General features: G+C 38.1%; 14 protein-coding genes. 2 read left to right on the top strand and 12 right to left on the bottom strand.

The window, feature by feature from the left end; translation table 11 throughout:
• Positions 1–382 precede the first annotated feature (382 nt).
• The 3 genes from nadA to nadB are packed head-to-tail and all read right to left on the bottom strand — an operon-like array spanning position 383 to position 3,868.
• Positions 383–1,483, bottom strand: coding sequence for a quinolinate synthase NadA (nadA, locus tag ACFPM4_RS11395; protein ID WP_382351570.1), 1,101 nt, complete (start codon positions 1,481–1,483; stop codon positions 383–385).
• On the bottom strand, positions 1,480–2,328 hold the full coding sequence (nadC, locus tag ACFPM4_RS11390) for a carboxylating nicotinate-nucleotide diphosphorylase (protein ID WP_382351567.1): 849 nt from the start codon (positions 2,326–2,328) through the stop codon (positions 1,480–1,482). Before nadC ends, nadA begins: the two co-directional genes overlap by 4 nt.
• Positions 2,297–3,868, bottom strand: coding sequence for an L-aspartate oxidase (nadB, locus tag ACFPM4_RS11385; protein WP_382351564.1), 1,572 nt, complete (start codon positions 3,866–3,868; stop codon positions 2,297–2,299). Before nadB ends, nadC begins: the two co-directional genes overlap by 32 nt.
• 106 nt (positions 3,869–3,974) lie before the next feature.
• Between nadB and ACFPM4_RS11380 the strand changes: the two genes are divergently transcribed.
• Positions 3,975–5,096, top strand: coding sequence for an IscS subfamily cysteine desulfurase (locus tag ACFPM4_RS11380; protein WP_382351561.1), 1,122 nt, complete (start codon positions 3,975–3,977; stop codon positions 5,094–5,096).
• 201 nt (positions 5,097–5,297) lie between these two features.
• Here ACFPM4_RS11380 and ACFPM4_RS11375 read toward each other — a convergent pair whose 3' ends face one another.
• The 9 genes from ACFPM4_RS11375 to ACFPM4_RS11335 form a co-directional block, all read right to left on the bottom strand.
• Complete coding sequence (locus ACFPM4_RS11375) at positions 5,298–5,726, bottom strand: hemerythrin domain-containing protein (RefSeq protein ID WP_382351558.1); 429 nt, start codon at positions 5,724–5,726, stop codon at positions 5,298–5,300.
• A gap of 96 nt (positions 5,727–5,822) precedes the next feature.
• Positions 5,823–6,530, bottom strand: a complete 708-nt coding sequence (narI, locus tag ACFPM4_RS11370; RefSeq protein WP_144919529.1) for a respiratory nitrate reductase subunit gamma — start codon at positions 6,528–6,530, stop codon at positions 5,823–5,825.
• A 21-nt stretch (positions 6,531–6,551) separates the two neighbouring features.
• Entirely contained in the window at positions 6,552–7,082 is a 531-nt protein-coding gene (gene narJ / locus ACFPM4_RS11365; RefSeq protein WP_382351555.1) for a nitrate reductase molybdenum cofactor assembly chaperone, read from the bottom strand.
• Positions 7,057–8,625 carry a nitrate reductase subunit beta gene (narH, locus tag ACFPM4_RS11360; RefSeq protein ID WP_382351552.1) on the bottom strand — a complete coding sequence of 523 codons (1,569 nt, stop codon included), beginning with the start codon at positions 8,623–8,625 and terminating at the stop codon, positions 7,057–7,059. The genes narJ and narH overlap by 26 nt, the downstream gene beginning before the upstream one ends.
• Positions 8,615–12,295 carry a nitrate reductase subunit alpha gene (locus tag ACFPM4_RS11355; protein WP_382352077.1) on the bottom strand — a complete coding sequence of 1,227 codons (3,681 nt, stop codon included), beginning with the start codon at positions 12,293–12,295 and terminating at the stop codon, positions 8,615–8,617. Before ACFPM4_RS11355 ends, narH begins: the two co-directional genes overlap by 11 nt.
• 66 nt (positions 12,296–12,361) lie before the next feature.
• The gene (locus tag ACFPM4_RS11350; protein ID WP_382351549.1) at positions 12,362–13,861 is read right to left on the bottom strand and encodes an MFS transporter; all 1,500 of its coding nucleotides are present in this window, start codon (positions 13,859–13,861) and stop codon (positions 12,362–12,364) included.
• 103 nt (positions 13,862–13,964) lie between these two features.
• Complete coding sequence (locus ACFPM4_RS11345; protein WP_382351546.1) at positions 13,965–14,726, bottom strand: iron ABC transporter ATP-binding protein; 762 nt, start codon at positions 14,724–14,726, stop codon at positions 13,965–13,967.
• Entirely contained in the window at positions 14,723–15,673 is a 951-nt protein-coding gene (locus ACFPM4_RS11340) for an iron chelate uptake ABC transporter family permease subunit (protein WP_382351543.1), read from the bottom strand. The genes ACFPM4_RS11345 and ACFPM4_RS11340 overlap by 4 nt, the downstream gene beginning before the upstream one ends.
• Entirely contained in the window at positions 15,666–16,616 is a 951-nt protein-coding gene (locus ACFPM4_RS11335; RefSeq protein WP_144919536.1) for an ABC transporter permease, read from the bottom strand. The genes ACFPM4_RS11340 and ACFPM4_RS11335 overlap by 8 nt, the downstream gene beginning before the upstream one ends.
• A gap of 233 nt (positions 16,617–16,849) precedes the next feature.
• Here ACFPM4_RS11335 and ACFPM4_RS11330 point away from each other — a divergent pair, with 233 nt between their 5' ends.
• Complete coding sequence (locus ACFPM4_RS11330; protein WP_382351540.1) at positions 16,850–17,110, top strand: hypothetical protein; 261 nt, start codon at positions 16,850–16,852, stop codon at positions 17,108–17,110.
• Positions 17,111–17,587 lie beyond the last annotated feature (477 nt).

Raw genomic sequence — 17,587 nt, 5'->3', positions numbered from 1 at the left:
ACCTCTATGAAGACAGTTTTCCACATTTCATCATTCTTTTGTCCTCATACGACCTCTATGAAGACATTTTTGCACTTTTTCCCTTTATTTTGTCTTCATACAAACACTATGAAGACAGTTTTTCACTTTTTCTCTTTCTTTTGTCCTCATACGACCAATATGAAGACAGTTTTCCACTTTTCTTCATTCTTTTGTCCTCATACGCCCTCTATGAAGACAGTTTTTCACTTTTTCTCTTTATTTTGTCTTCATACAAACACTATGAAGACAGTTTTCTGCTTTTCATCTTTCTTTTGTCTTCATACTCACACAAGAAAGACTGTTTTTCGAAATCTATTATACTTCTGTCCTCTTAAATAGCTGGGAAACCTAGCGTGTATTGCTATGCCAATTCCAACATACGATCCAATGCTAATTTAGCAAAAGTTGCCGTTTTTTCATCCACTTTAATGATATTATGTTCTTCCCCTTGCTCAATTCTCTCCAGGCTCCACGTAAGGTGTGGTAAGTCAATTCGATTCATCGTTAAGCATGGACACATATGTGGATTTAAAGAGATAATATGTTTATCTGGATGCTGCTGAATAATCCGATTTACTAGATTCATTTCCGTACCAATCGCCCAAGAAGATCCTGCTTCTGCTTGTTCAATTGCATTTATTATATAACTCGTTGAACCAGCCATATCAGATACCGCCACTACTTCTCTACTACACTCCGGATGCACAATAACTGTCATATCTGGATAGTCACGGCGAACTGCTTCCACATTTGCTATAGTAAAGTTTTCATGTACAGAGCAATGACCTTTCCAAAGGATCACTTTAATATTCTCAACAGGTCCTTCGTATTCTAGCTCATCTTTTATTGGATTCCACACTGCCATTTCATCTAAGCCTACTCCAAGATTATAGGCTGTGTTTCTTCCTAAATGCTGATCAGGTAAAAATAGTAGTCTTTCTTTTTGTCCAAATGCCCATTGGACCATATTTTCTGCGTTTGACGATGTAACTGTCGCTCCACCATGTTGACCGACAAAAGACTTTATTGCTGCTGTTGAATTCACATATGTTAATGGAATAATTGTATCTCCGAAAATTTCTACAAGCTTACTCCAAGCCCGCTCTGTTTGATAAATATCTGCCATGTCAGCCATTGAACAACCAGCACGCATATCTGGTAAAAATACTTTTTGATTTTCTGTCGTTAAAATGTCCGCTGTCTCCGCCATAAAATGAACACCACAAAAAACAATATATTCAGCATCTCGGTTTTCTTGAGATAACTGTGCTAGTTTCAATGAATCCCCTGTTGCATCTGCAAACTGAATAACTTCATCTTTTTGATAATGATGGCCTGGTATAAACAATTTCTTTCCTAGTTTTTCTTTAATTTCTCTTACTCTAGCTTCCATTTCCTCAACAGACATTTCCCGATACTTATCGGGGATTGCATTCTTCTGTAACATTTCTAAAAGACTCATTTCGCTTCCCCCTCATTAACAGTCACTTTTGCGCTTATATCTAATGAAGATACTGAGTGTGTTAAAAATCCTAATGATACATAGTCCACACCACTATCACCATAACCTGCGAGATTTTCTAACGTAATACCCCCAGAAGCTTCGGTAATAATACTTCGTGGAACTAATTCGATCCACTCTTTAATTTCTTCTGGTTTGCGATTATCAAACATGATGACATCTGCACCTGCTGTTACCGCTTCTAACACTTGCTCTTTTGTCTCTGTCTCCACTTCGATTTTCACCATATGACCAACATTAGAACGTACAGCTTCCACTGCTTTTGAAATTGAACCAGCAAAGGAAATATGGTTATCTTTAATCATTGCAGCATCATATAATCCATAGCGATGATTGACACCACCACCACAGCGCACTGCATATTTTTCTAACATTCGTAAACCTGGAGTTGTTTTTCGTGTATCACAAATTTTAGTATGTGTACTATTTAACAAGTTAACGGCTTCTTTCGTTTTAGTAGCAATCCCACTCATTCTTTGTATTAGATTTAAAATTACCCGCTCTCCTTGTAATAAAATAGCAACTTTCCCACTCACAGTTGCAATAATGTCTCCAACACGAACATCATCACCATCATGCTTATGAATCACCATTTCTACTCTTGAATCTAAAAGCGAAAATCCAGCTCTAATTACTTCTTCCCCACAGAATACACCAGCTGCTTTTGCGATAAAATCGATCTTTCCAATCTGCTCATCACCAAAGATACAGCTCGTAATGTCACGATCTCCGATATCTTCTATAAAAAATTGTTCAAGTAGCTGCTTTAATTTCAATCTGTTCAAGCTGATCACCCTTTATATTTCGTTTATGAATTATTTGTTTTCTTAACCAGGACGCATCATTTTCGTGAGGGTAGTCTTGACGATAGTGACCGCCTCTACTTTCCGTTCGTTGTATTGCGGATTCGGTAATTAATGATGCAGTAATGAGCATAAATATCTTTGTTAATTCATCGGTTGTATAGTCTTCTAAATTTGCATCGAGCAATTCTGTGATATGGAAGTTATCCAACCACTGCTTTTGTTTTAATAGTCCTACTTTTGTTCGAATAATACCAACGTTATCCATCATCGAATCTTTTATTTCGTGCAGTTTCGGTAATGCGACTTCTCCTGCTTCTTTGTAAAAATTAAAATCTAGATTTATATTTTCCTTTACATGATTAGTATTCAACCAGTCTGCTAATCTTTTACCAACAAACAAGCCTTCCAATAGAGAATTACTAGCGAGGCGATTTGCACCATGAACACCAGTACATGCTACCTCCCCAATAGCATATAAACCTTGTAAACTACTACTACCTATAAGGTCTGTTTTAATACCACCCATTAAAAAGTGACTGCCTGGTGCCACTGGTATTAATTTTTCTTGTATGTCCACACCATGTTTTTTGCATAGTCCAGTAATGGTTGGAAAACGAGAAGAGAAATTTTCAACATCAGAGATGTCTAGAAACACTTCTTCCCCATTCCGTATATATTCATAAATGGTTTGCGACACTATATGCCTTGGAGCTAAATCTCCTAATGGATGAACACCTTCCATGATGAACTTCCCATATTTGGTAATTAACCTCGCTCCTTCTCCACGCACTGCTTCAGAAATAAGTCCTCGAGTTTTTCCATTTGTGTACAACAATGTTGGATGAAATTGAATAAATTCCATATCTGCTATCTCAGCACCTGCACGGTAAGCAAGCGCTATTCCATCACCCGTCACCGTTTCGGCATTTGACGTATAGCGATACAGTTGACCACATCCCCCTGTAGCAATAACAATATGGTTTGCGTAAAAAGTTTCTACTTTGTGATTTGCATACTTACCTTTAGCTCCGTAACATTTTCCTTTTGAAGTTAATAGTTCGAATACGAAGATATTTTCAATAATATTTATATTTGGTTTTGTTTGAGAAGCTAGAAAATCCATTACTGTTTTTCCTGTTGCATCTCCTCCACCATGAACAATCCGTTTTTCACTATGTGCTCCTTCCATACCAAGCAGCAATTCCCCATCATTATTTTGATCAAATTTACATCCTTCCTGGTGCAGATGATAAATAAGCGACGGTGCTGCCTTTGTAAGAGCTTGAACTGCATCGAGATCATTATGAAATCTACCAGCTTCCAGTGTATCTATAACATGTTTATGGGGACTGTCATTTTTGCTTATTGCAGCTGCAATTCCTCCTTGAGCTAAATAGGAGTTACCATTCTCTAGCTTTGACTTTGTGAGGATAATCACATTCAAATCATGACGAAGCTCATTTGCAAGTTGCATAGCAGCAATCCCGCTTCCAATAATAATTACATCTGCTTGCTTCATTTCAGCCTCCCTATATTTACACCTGTCTTGACACTTATATTTACATAGATTTAAAATTATGACAAGAGTTTTTTTCGAAAAATAAAACGGAGGAGCTGTAAAAAGCATGAAATACTTTGACTACGCAGCATCTTGCCCACTTGATAAAGAAGCTGCACAAGTATATGTGCAAGCTGCAACAGACTATTACGGAAACTCCAGTAGTCTTCATGATATTGGAAGCCAAGCACTCGATTTATTAGAAAATAGTCGCTATGAGATTGCTAATTTATTAGGAGTGGATAAGGCTGGTATTTATTTTACAAGTGGGGGTTCTGAGGGAAACTTCCTTGCTATTCATGCATTACTTTCCTCCATTAAAAATAAGGGAAAGCATATTGTTACTGGAATGGCGGAGCATTCATCCATTCATAGCACATTAGAAAAATTGCGCCAAGAAGATTATGAAGTCACAACACTTCCATTTGATGCAAGTGGCCATATTAGTATAAATCAGCTTATAGGAGCTCTTCGTGAAGATACGGTATTAATTACTTTACAGCATGGAAACTCGGAGATTGGCACGATCCAACCTCTGGAGGAAGTAAGTGCCATTTGTAAAGAAAAAGGTATTTTACTTCATAGCGATTGTGTACAAACGTTTGGCAAAACAGATATAAAGCCGATTGCTCGTATAGTAGATAGCTTAACGATTTCTGGGCATAAATTTTATGGCCCAAAAGGAATTGGAGCAGTATATATACAGCCTCATTTACAATGGATGCCATATCATCCTAGTGCAACACATGAAAAGGGATTTAGACCCGGTACTGTTAATGTTCCAGCAATTGTGGCGATGACGATTGCTGCGAAAAAAGCATACGAAAACTTAGATAATTATCATAAGCACTATGAAATACTACGTAACGCTTTTATAAATACACTAGAACCACACCTATTAAATTTTGTAATGTATAATTCAGACATTCCCTCTACAATTGGTATGAGAATAAAAGGCGTTGAAGGTCAAATGGTGATGCTTGAATGCAATCGCTTCGGATTTGCGATTTCAACAGGTAGTGCATGCCAAGTAGGACAACAAACTCCGTCCAAAACGATGCTTGCGCTTGGGGTGGAAGATAAGTCCGCCAAAGAATTTATTCGAATATCATTTGGACGCGAGACAAATGTGGAGGATGTAAGAGAATTAGCATTAACTATTGGACGAATAATCCAAGAACAAACATAAAAGAATTAGGAAGTCATTGGAGCATGATTCCCATTGTGATGTTTTTTCACCTAAACGGGAAGCAGAGTGACCTTCTGATTACCTTTCTGAAGATTTTTCACTTAAAAGGGAATCAGGTTGACATTCTGATTCCCATCCTCTCCATAGGAAAGCAATCATCTACAGATAGTCGTCTAGATATAGCTGCTTTCGCAAAGAACATCAATGGTGGTGATCATGCCCTAGTAGCTTCTCTTCTTCATCTCGGCTATGGATTTCATTTACAATAAGCATGCCTGTAAAACACTCTAATACTTCTTTTGTTACACCATCCGATTTTAAGATTCCTCTGATTCTCTTTGCTAGTATCCGTAGTAAATCGTGGTCTCTTGTTAACTTAGCAATCGTTTCACTCATATCTGGGTCTTTTTCCACTACTTCTTTGTAAAATCCTTCTTCCTCAGAGTCGGCGTGGGTAATAACCCGTAATTCCCAGTGTTCTACTAGTCCATCTGCTACTTCTGCACTTTCTTTTTCCTTTTTTTCATCCACTAACTTATACAATAAATCTGTTAGATGCTTAGCTTCTCGAAAGGATCCTTCGTGAATGGCTCGATGTGCATCCAACTTTCTTAATGATGGTCCTGACATAATTTTCCTCTCTCCCTTATAATAAAAGATGTCTACAAGAGGCAATTGCCCCCTAAGACATCTACTATTTTTTATCTAGTATAGACAGAACTACCATTATTTAACTCGTCTTGCTATTTGTTGGGCATTCATTTTACGGAAAATAATGTAATTTCGCGTTAAGTACTCCAATGGTAGGCTCCAAACATGGACAAGCCTTGTAAATGGCCATACAGCAAACAGTGCAAAAGCAAGAATCACGTGAAGCTGAAAACCAAATGGTGCTCCCACCATTAATTCAGGCTGTGGGTTAAAAAGCAACAATCCGCGAAACCATGGACTAATCGTAGTTCGATAATCAAAGTCACCACCAGATGCCGCATAGCCCACCGTTGCTGTAAAACCAACTAATACAACCGCACCTAATAAAACTAATGTAAACATTGCATTGAAGCTGCTATTATTTCGGATTCTCCTATGTCCACTTCTACGTAAAAATAGCAAGAAACCTCCTATAACAGTTGCAACACCTGCTGCTCCACCTAACCAAAGTGCTCCCATATGATATAAATGATCCGAAACACCAACCGTATCATAGATGATTTTCGGTATCATAATACCAGCAACATGACCAAAGAACACAAAGACAATTCCCCAATGAAACAGAAGGCTTCCCCATTTCAATTGCCTTTTTTCCAAAAACTCACTTGATTGTGCTGACCAACCAAATTGATCCACATTATAACGAATAATATGACCAATGATAAAAATCGTGGATGTAAGATACGGAAAGACAGCCCATAGGAAAGTATCAATAAAACTCATATATGACTCCTTTCTGTTTCATCATGAAACTTTCTCATTTTCTATGTCTTTTTCAATGCAATTTATACATGCTTCTAGCAAAAGCCGATATGGACTATCAATCCCTTGCAGTTCTAGATACAAATTCCTTATCGACCTTAAATGTAATCGAAGGAGCTTATCCGCATCTTGATCCGAAATAATAGAAGCGCATTCTAGTACAAGCGGCAAATAATCTGGCAGTTCCTCTGATGTAAACTCCATACCTAACTCATACATTTGATTCCTAAGTTCTACTAGCACCGGGCCACGATCACGGTTATCTTTAAATACCGAATAAGTTAAATACAAAGTTGTTTTATCATAAAAATCAAATGTATAAACATAGTTCCCACATAACTCTTCATAAGAAGTATTCGTTACATATCGAATAAATTGTTGGAGTGGAAATCGAATCTCGTCATCAGGAAACTCCTCGTGCATATTTAAATCATGCACGAGGGGAATCCATTCCTGTTCGGGATATTGCAGTAAGGTGGATATTAGACTATAGGCCTTCTGCTTTTGATTCATCTAATTCCCTCCAATACTTTTCACCATAGTACTCCAAAGGTGATTCTGGTGGATGAGAACCAACTGCACATGTTTCACAGCCTCCACCACCACTACTATTTCCGAATTCCTCAAATCCAGCCATTCCTCTTTCCGTAAACATATCTCCAGACAACTCTTTATGAGAAGGTGGGATTACATATCGATCAGAATACTTTGCTATTGCGTTCAATCGATACATTTCCTGTACAAGATCCTCCGTTAACCCCGATGCCTCTAATATGCTAGGGTCTGTCGGTTTATCCAAATTGAGTTGGCGCATATAACTTCTCATCGCAACTAACTTACGAAGGACATTTTTTATCACTTCCGTATCACCTGCAGAAAATAGATTCGCTAAATACTCAATTGGTATTCTCATTTGCTCAATGGTTGGGAAAACAACACGAGGGTCAATCGCATCCCCACTACCACCAAATGCGTTCATAAATGGACTCAGTGGTGGCACATACCATACCATTGGTAGCGTACGATATTCTGGATGAAGTGGTAGGGCAATTTTTTGTTCTACAGCTAGCTTATATACTGGTGAATCTTGTGCAGCTGTAATCCAGTCATCCGCAATCCCTTGTTTTCTTGCTTCAGCTATTACTTCCGGGTCATGTGGATCAAGGAAAATATCTAACTGTGCCTCATATGCATCCTTGTCATCTTGAACAGATGCAGCAGCTTCCACTTTATCTGCATCATACAAAACTAACCCAATATAGCGTAACCGTCCTACACATGTTTCGGAGCATATTGTTGGTTGTCCTGTTTCAATTCTTGGAAAACAGAAAGTACATTTTTCTGCCTTGTTCGTTTTCCAGTTGAAATACACCTTTTTATATGGACATCCCGACATACAAAAGCGCCAGCTTCGACATGCATCTTGGTCTACGAGAACGATCCCATCTTCATCACGTTTATATATCGCCCCTGATGGACAGGACGCTAGACAAGATGGATTGATGCAATGCTCACAAATTCTTGGCAAATACATCATAAACGTTTCTTCAAACTCAAATTTCACTTGTTCTTCAAGGCCCTTCATGTTCGGATCATCTTTACCAGTCTTATAAACACCAGCAAGATCATCCTCCCAGTTTGGTCCCCAAACGATTTCCATATATTCTCCAGTTAATTGAGATTTCGGGCGGGCCACTGGCTGATAATCACCAGCAGGACTATTAATTAGGTTCTCATATTCATAATCCCAAGGTTCATAGTAATCATCGATTGGTGCAAGGTCTGGGTTATAAAAAATATTTAATAATTTGCTCGCACGGCCACCTGCTTTTAGCTCTAGTTTGCCGTTTCGCATTTCCCAGCCGCCTTTTCTCGTATCTTGGTCTTCCCAGCGTTTCGGGTACCCAACTCCCGGTTTCGTCTCCACATTATTCCAATACATGTACTCTGCACCGGGTCTGTTAGTCCATGTCGTTTTACATGTCACACTACATGTATGGCAGCCAATACATTTATCGAGGTTCATTACCATGCCGTATTGTGCTTTAATTCTCAAGCCACTTCACCTCATCCCTATCCATTTTTCGAATGACAACTTGTTCATCACGCTGATTTCCTGTTGGTCCATAATAGTTGAATCCATAGCTAAGCTGCGCATAACCGCCGATCATTTGTGTCGGCTTCATATGAATTCTAGTCGGGCTGTTAAATGTACCACCACGTTGCTTCGTAATAGGTGAGCCTGGTACGTTAATATAACGTTCTTGTACATGGTACATAAAGGCTACTCCCCTCGGCATTCTGTGGCTAACAACTGTCCTAGCAACTACTACACCATTTCGGTTATACATTTCAATCCAATCATTATCATCTAAACCTACGGATGCTGCATCTTCATTATTAATCCAAACGTGTGGCCCACCTCTAAATAATGTCAACATTGGTAATGTATCACCATACGTACTGTGATAAGACCATTTAAAGTGAGGTGTTAAATACTTCAATGTTATTTCCTGACCACCCATAACTGGACGATTATCCTTATCGTAAAAGGTCATCTTTTTCAATGGAGCTTTGAATGTAGGCAATTCTTCCCCAAACTCCGTCATTAAATCATGGTCTATATAAAAATGCTGTCTTCCTGTTAATGTTCTAAAAGGAATGAGTCTTTCAATATTTTGAGTGAATGGCGAATAGCGCCTATGCCCTTTCTGAATTCCTGTAAAAATAGGTGTCGTTATAACCTTCTTCGGCTGAGTTGTAATGTCATGGAATGTAATATGCTCTCCAGCTCGATCACTGGATAAGTCTTTTAACTCTTGACCAGTTTGTTTTTCAACAACATCCCAAGCTTTCATAGCAAGACTGCCGTTTGTTGCACTAGATAAAGTTAACATGGCCTCGGCAACATTTTTGTCTGAATATATATCAGGACAATCTTGGTATATCTCTGAATGATTAGATGGACCGAGCATTTCTAATAACTTTTTGTATTCATCCTCTGAATTAAAACTGATCCCATGTGCCCCAACCTGTTTACCTGCATTAGGTCCAAGTGAGATAAACTTGTCATAGATTTTCGTATAATCACGTTCAACTATATTCAAATTAGGTAAATTTCTCCCTGGAACAGGCTCTTCTTTCCCATTCTTCCAGTCAGGGACACGTCCATATGCTTGGGCGAGTTCACCTGGGGAATCATGACCAAGCGGAGTCGAAACTACATCCTGAACTGGTTCAGGTAAATAATGTTTCGCCATTAATGAAAAGCGTTTCGCCAAATTTCTAAATGTCTCCCAGTCTGATTTCGCTTCCCATGGTGGTGCAATTGCAGGGTTAAATGGATGAACGAACGGGTGCATATCCGTACTTGAAATATCGGACTTTTCGTACCAAGTTGCTGCCGGCAAAATAATATCGGAATATAAACCGGTACTACACATTCTAAAATCCATACTTACTAGTAAATCTAATTTTCCTTCAGGAATATCTTCTACCCAATTAATTTCTTCAGTTGCATCTTGGTCATTTTCTTCACTAAGGTTACCGTGGTGTGTCCCAAGTAAATGCTTTAAGAAATACTCATGTCCTTTTGCCGAACTACCAATTAAATTCGCTCTCCAAACAAAGAGGACTTTAGGGAAATTGCTTTTATTTTCAGGGTTTTCGACTGCAAATTTAAGATCGCCATTCTTCAGCTGCTGTACGACATTTTCCTTTAATTTCTCTACGGAACCACCAGCTTCTTTTGCAAGTTCAATACTGTTTTTATTAAATTGTGGATAACTAGGTAACCACCCTAATCGAGCTGCTAAAATATTGTAATCACCAGGATGGTTGTACAAGCTCTTATCCACAAGTGGTGACTTTAAATTTTCAATACGTTGATCTTCATAACGCCATTGTTCCGTTGCAAAGTAGAAAAAGCTTGTTCCATTCATTAGTCGTGGCGGTCCACCCCAGTCTTTCGCCATCGCAATCGTACCCCAGCCTTCAAGTGGACGTACCTTTTCCTGACCAACATAGTGAGCCCAACCGCCCCCATTTTTCCCTTCACAGCCTGTTAGCATAACTAGGTTTAAAATGGCACGATAAATATTGTCAGCATGATACCACTGATTAATTCCTGATCCCATAATAATCATCGATCTACCTTTGGAATCTATCGCATTTTGTGCAAATTCCCTTGCAATTTGAGCCACTTTATCTTTTTCCACACCTGTATGTTTTTGTTGCCATGCTGGTGTATATGGGATGTCATCTTCATAACTTTGTGGATAATCCCCAGGAAGTCCACGATTCACAGCACAATTCGCCATCATTAAATCGAAGACGGTTGTGATATAAGTAGTTACGCCATTAATGGAGATTTCCTTCACAGGTAACCCTCTTTTTAAAACACCTTCTTGTTCTTCGCCAAAGTATGGGAATAGCCCCATAACAACCTTATCTTCTTCCCCTAATAGTGATAGTTGAGGATCAATATCTCCCAAGCCGTTGTCACGGTCTTCTAGCTTTAAGTTCCAATTAGCTCCTTCTTCCCAGCGATGACCTATCGTTCCATTTGGTACTGCAAACTGTTTCGTATTTTTATCAAATAAGACTGGTTTCCATTCTGCATTGTTCACTTCCATACCTAAATCACTTGCACGCAGAAATTTATCGCCAACATAATGGCCATCCTTTTCTTTCAATGTAATAAAGAACGGCATATCTGTATATGTCTTTATATAATCATTAAAGAAATCAACCTGTTGATCGACATAAAATTCTTTCAAAATAACATGTGTCATCGCCATAGCAAGGGCTGCATCCATTCCAACCTTCACAGGTAACCAATTATCAGCAAACTTCACATACTCCGCATAGTCTGGTGCAACAGCTACTACTTTTGTTCCTCTATATCTAGATTCCACATAAAAATGTGAATCCGGTGTTCGAGTTTGCGGTATATTCGAACCCCAAGCAATAATGTAACTAGAGTTATACCAATCAGAGCTCTCTGGAACATCTGTCTGATCCCCCCAAATTTGAGGGGAAGCATTTGGTAAATCCGCATACCAATCATAAAAGCTTAATAAGGAGCCTCCTAATAAACTTAAAAATCTCCCTCCGCCAGCGTAACTCACCATCGACATGGCCGGTATTGGAGAAAAACCAAATACACGGTCAGGTCCATATTCCTGGATCGTATAGATAAGGGAAGCACAAATGAGAGTGTACATTTCATCCCAATTTGCCCGGACAAAACCACCCTTCCCACGTGATGCTTTAAATTCTTTTGCCTTCGCTTCATCCTCTGCGATACTCTTCCAAGCTAGTACAGGATCCTTTGTTGCCTCTAAAGCTTCTCTCCACAATTTAAGTAGTGAGCCACGTACATAAGGGTATCTAATTCTTAAAGGACTATATGTATACCAAGAAAATGTTGCACCACGCTGACACCCACGTGGTTCATATTCAGGCATATCAGGTCCTGTTGAAGGGTAGTCTGTTTGTTGTGTCTCCCATGTAATAATTCCGTCCTTTACATGTACCTTCCAACTACACGAACCTGTGCAGTTAACGCCATGAGTTGTTCGCACTACCTTATCATGTTGCCACCGACGACGGTAAATTTTTTCTGATTCACGGCTCCGTGGCTGAGTTTCGATATGATTATTATCCTTCACTGTTTGACCAAAAAACTTCAATTTACTCCAAAATGGAGAAGAGTTATTTGCCATGATAAACTCCCTTTCTGTTACATATTTATTAGTTCCCACTACATATTTCACAGGTATGAATACAGCCTAATCATTCTCATTCGGCAATACGGTAAATAAACCAGCATAGTACTGAGTATCACCAACTTCATTTTTTACGGGACTTATTGTTAACCATTGATGATAAATTTCCCCGTCCTTACGCTTATTCCATACTTCACCTTTCCAAAAGCCCTTATCTTTAATACTTGCAAACATCTTTTCGTAAAAGTCCTTACCATGTTTACCTGATTGTAATTTTTTCGGTGTCTCTCCTATTACCTCATCAGGGGTATACCCTGTGACATTGGTAAACGCCTTATTAACCCGAACTATTACACCATCTATATTTGTCAACATTACTCCTGTTTCTGTATGTTCAATAACGTTATCAGCAACGAAGAGTTTATCTTGGTGATACATCCAGAAAACTAATATTAAACTTGCGAGTGAAAACTGGGACAATGCCATAAAACCGATGGCGTAGTGACCAGTAAAATTGAATAACGTTGTTAAAATAAGTGGTGGGAAAAATCCGCCAAGCCCACCCATCATCGCAACAATCCCATTCACAATCCCTGCTTGATTGGAGAAATACATTGGAACTAACTTGAATATCGTTCCATTTCCAATACCAGAACAAACTGCAACAGAAAGACAACCTACAGTGTAAATTACTAGTGATGGAGTAAAGGAAAGTAAAATTCCAGAGACTGTTAAACCAGCAAAAACGAGTACCAAAATTTTATAGGGATTAAATTTATCCCCTAGCCAACCACCAACTGGGCGCAAAATGGTTGCAAGCACAATAAAACCTGCCGTTCGCATACCTGCATCCACTGCCTCTAACCCAAAGTGATTAACGAGGAAATTTGGCAGATATACGGTGAAAGCTACAAATGAACCAAAGCAAATAAAATAAAATAGACTTAAAAACCATAATTTTTGGCTTTTATATACACTTTTAATTTGCTTGAAGAATGGTTTCTTTACTTTCGGTTCATTTCGATCACCAAAAATAAAATTTAATAATGCAAATAACGCTAGTAAAATAATGTAGAGCAGGATGGTTGTTCTCCATCCAAACTTGTCTGCCAATACTGGAGCAGCAAAGCTGGTTAAGGCTGTACCTAAATTACCTGCACCATAAATACCGTTCACAAAACCATGCTTTTCCTTTGGGTAATATTTAGGTAAGGAGGTAACTCCAATGGAAAATACGGCACCACCAATACCTAAAAGCAATCCGCCAAGAATTAACCCCATCATGGAATCGGCAATACTGATAAAATAAACAGGGAGCAATAAGATAAGAAAGCTAATAAAAAACAAATATCTAGCCCCTAAGGAATTTGTCCAGAAACCAATCGGAACTCGAAGAATAGAACCGAGAATAACTGGAACAGCAGTTACCCAGGATATTTGACTAGCTGTTAGAGGAATGTCTTTAGATATAAATGGCATTAATGAGGATAGAATTACCCACACCATGAAGCCAATCACTAAACTACTAGTTTGTAGTGTTAATTGCACACCACCTCGATTCATGCACGTACTCCTCCTTTATTTTCCTATTTCCTTACCATTCCACTTTTTCTTTAAATCATTCCAAAACAAAAAAATAACTCGAGGGAATTTTCCCTCGAGTTATTTATGAGTTAAAGTAGACACAAATTCTACAGTTATTCATTTGTTGTATTGGTATATCCATATCATAAATCTCTTTCAGTGAATCAGACTGAATAATTTCTTCTGTAGGTCCATCTTTTACAACTTTCCCGTCTTTCAGTGCAACGATACGATCAGAATATACGGAAGCAAAGTTGATATCATGTAAAACAATGATTACCGTCTTCCCTAATTCATTCACAAGTCTGCGTAATATTTTCATTATCTGCACAGAATGTTTCATATCTAGGTTATTTAATGGCTCGTCGAGCAAAATATACTCTGTATCTTGAGCAATAACCATCGCGATAAAGGCACGTTGCCTTTGTCCACCTGATAGCTCTTCAATATACGAATCTTGTATATCTCCTAATGCCATATATTCAATCGCTTCATCGACTTTTTCTTCATCTTCTGGTGTTAGGCGACCTCTTGAATATGGAAATCTACCAAACGAAACAAGTTCCCGAATCGTCAGTCGAACATTCATATAGTTTGATTGCTTCAATATCGAAACTCGTTTCGAGAATTCATTTGACTTCATCTTTTTCACATTATTATTATCAACTAACACCTCTCCCGTATCAGCATCGAGGAGACGACTTACCATCGATAATAACGTCGATTTCCCAGCACCGTTTGGCCCAATAAAAGAAGTAATTTGTCCACGCTTTATATCAACTGTTACATTTTCAACTACAGGCTTTTTCCCATAAAACTTCGATAAGCCGCGCACTTGTATCACGTAGATCGACTCTCCTTTAATAATAAATAAATGAAATAAACACCACCAACAAAGTTAACAATGACACTTAATGTTGTAGAAAAGCTAAAGACCCGTTCTACTACCCATTGCCCACCAACTAGAGCAATTGCACTCATTGCAACGGCACCGCTAATCAATATACTGTGTTTATATGTTTTAAAGAATTGGTAGGATAAGTTGGCAACAATTAAGCCAAAAAATGTGATTGGCCCAACTAGAGCAGTTGAAACAGCAATTAAGACAGAGGAAATGATTAACATCTGCTTTACTAGCTTGTCATATGCTACTCCAAGATTGATTGCTGTATCACGACCTAACGATAATACATCTAAGTAAGGTAGTGTTCGCCAACCTATTAGAATCACGATCCCGATTATGAATAAAGCAATCCATACAAGATCAGAACTTATATTATTAAAACTTGCAAACATCCTATCTTGTACAATTGAAAACTCATTTGGATCAATTAACACTTGAAGGAAGGTTGTAACACTTCCGAAAAATGTTCCGACAATAATACCTACTAATAGTAAGAAGTAGATTGGTCGTTGACCCTTTTTAAATAAAAATTGATAAAGTAGTAAAGCGAAAATAATCATCGCTACTACTGACAAAATGAAATTGACTTGTCTGTTTACAATCGTAATATGGTCAGATCCTAAAAAGAAAATAGCTAATGTTTGTATTAACAAATATAAGGAGTCCAATCCCATAATACTTGGTGTTAATATACGATTATGGGTAATTGTTTGAAAGACAACAGTTGCATAAGCTATTGCTACTCCCGTTATTACCATCGCTAATACTTTCATTGTCCTTCTCGGGAGAGCATAGTCAAAGCTGCCATTCAAGTCATGAAATAAGTATATTCCACAAAAGCCTAGAGCAATTACAGTTAAAATTATTAGTTTAGTAGAATTACGCATATGCTTTCCTCCGGAACAGTAGGTAAAGGAAAATACCACTTCCAATGACTCCTACCATTAAACTAATAGAAATTTCATAAGGATATATTAGGACTCTGCCTAAAATATCGCATATTAGAAGGAAAGTAGCTCCTAATAGGGCCGTTTGTGGTAACGTTTTTTGCAAATGATCCCCTTTGATAATCGATATAATATTAGGGATGATAAGTCCTAAGAACGGAATCATTCCTACAGTTAGTACAACTGTTGCAGTTATTAGTGCAACAAGAATTAATCCGATATTGACTATTCTTTTATAATGCAAACCGAGATTCTTGGCAAAGTCCTCTCCCATACCGGCAACGGTAAAACGATTTGCAAATAAATATGCAATAACGATAATTGGAATACTTATATATAATAATTCATAGCGCCCTTTCATAATCATTGAAAAGTCACCTTGTAACCATGCAGACATGTTTTGAATAACATCAGCTCTATACGCAAAAAACGTCGTTAAGGAAGATAATATATTCCCGAACATGAGTCCTACAAGTGGAATGAAGATGGCATCCTTAAACTTTATGCGATTGAGAATTTGCATAAATAACAGGGTTCCACCTAATGCAAAAGCAAACGCTACTAGCATTTTCGTAAACATTGTTGCATTTGCGAATAAGAGCATCGATACTAAAATACCAAGTCGCGTAGCATCTAGTGTTCCTGCTGTTGTAGGAGACACAAATTTATTTCGACTAAGCTGTTGCATTATTAGTCCAGCAATACTCATTCCCGCTCCAGCTAGCAATATAGCAAAAAGTCTAGGAAGTCTGCTAATGAGAAATATTTCAGTCTCCTCAGATGTAAAATCTAGTAAATCTAGAGGAGTTATATTACTGACACCAATGAATAGTGACAGTATGGAGGCAACAATTAGCCCGATAAGTAAATACCATGTTTTCATAGAAACCCTCAGCACCTGTTTGATTTTTCTGTCTTTAATTGAAAATCATTATCAATTCAATTATATCATGGACAACATCCAAGTCAATCAATAATTGATAATGATTATCAATTGTGTATAAACTGTGACGATGGTTAATTTCTATCTTCAAATAGCACTTCAATACCCAGATTTTGATAATTTGCAATTTTGTTTATTTGGTTATATATTCATGTAAAAAAGGTTGTTATGGAATGCTTGAATACATACTTCTAACAAAAGATGTTATTGGGGATACATATGCCTTGGGAAAAGATAAGCTTGGGGGTAAACTAAGTGCTTACGCAATCCTAAATGAGGATGGATCCTATAAAGCGTATTCGAAATATTTTCGAAGTGAATATGACGATGTCGTTGGCTATGCGGAGAGTAATATTTTGGAACACGCTCTTGCACTAGCTATTATCGATTTAGGAATGGAATGGCTAAAATTCAAGGAAGAAGGAATTATTTAAAACTTTTGGAACATCTATGACAATCTGGAGAGTATATTTTCAGTTTCCGCTTGCCGATGTTGACTTATCGTAAGGAAAGGAATGTCTCGCTCGCTAGCCGCTAGGAGCCTAAGCTAAACAGGTGCGACTAGAGCACCGACGAGGCTTCTTCGATCCTTGTCTAGCGAACAGCGCTATCGGCTCGAGGGCAAATAACCTGAGACAAGAAAGGAAAAGAACTGCTTCCTTTGTCTCAGGTTATTTGCTTGTCGCGGGCACGCAATGAAGTACGGATATACTAGTGCATGAGAAGCGACAGGAATTCGTTGTTTGAGCCTGCCAACAGGATGTTGTGTTTTTAGCCTTCCTTCTTCATTTATGACCTTTCCCTTTTCTATGCTCCTGCAAAGCGTAGTGTATTTCCGTAGCGGTAAAGTTAGCATCTGTTCGGGTTTATTACTAAAATGATTGCTCCATCTTTCTTTATTTAAGTCTCTG

This window comes from Lederbergia graminis (genome assembly GCF_042655485.1).
Lineage (GTDB): Bacteria > Bacillota > Bacilli > Bacillales > Bacillaceae_C > Lederbergia > Lederbergia graminis.
This window is presented reverse-complemented; position numbering and strand designations above follow the sequence as displayed.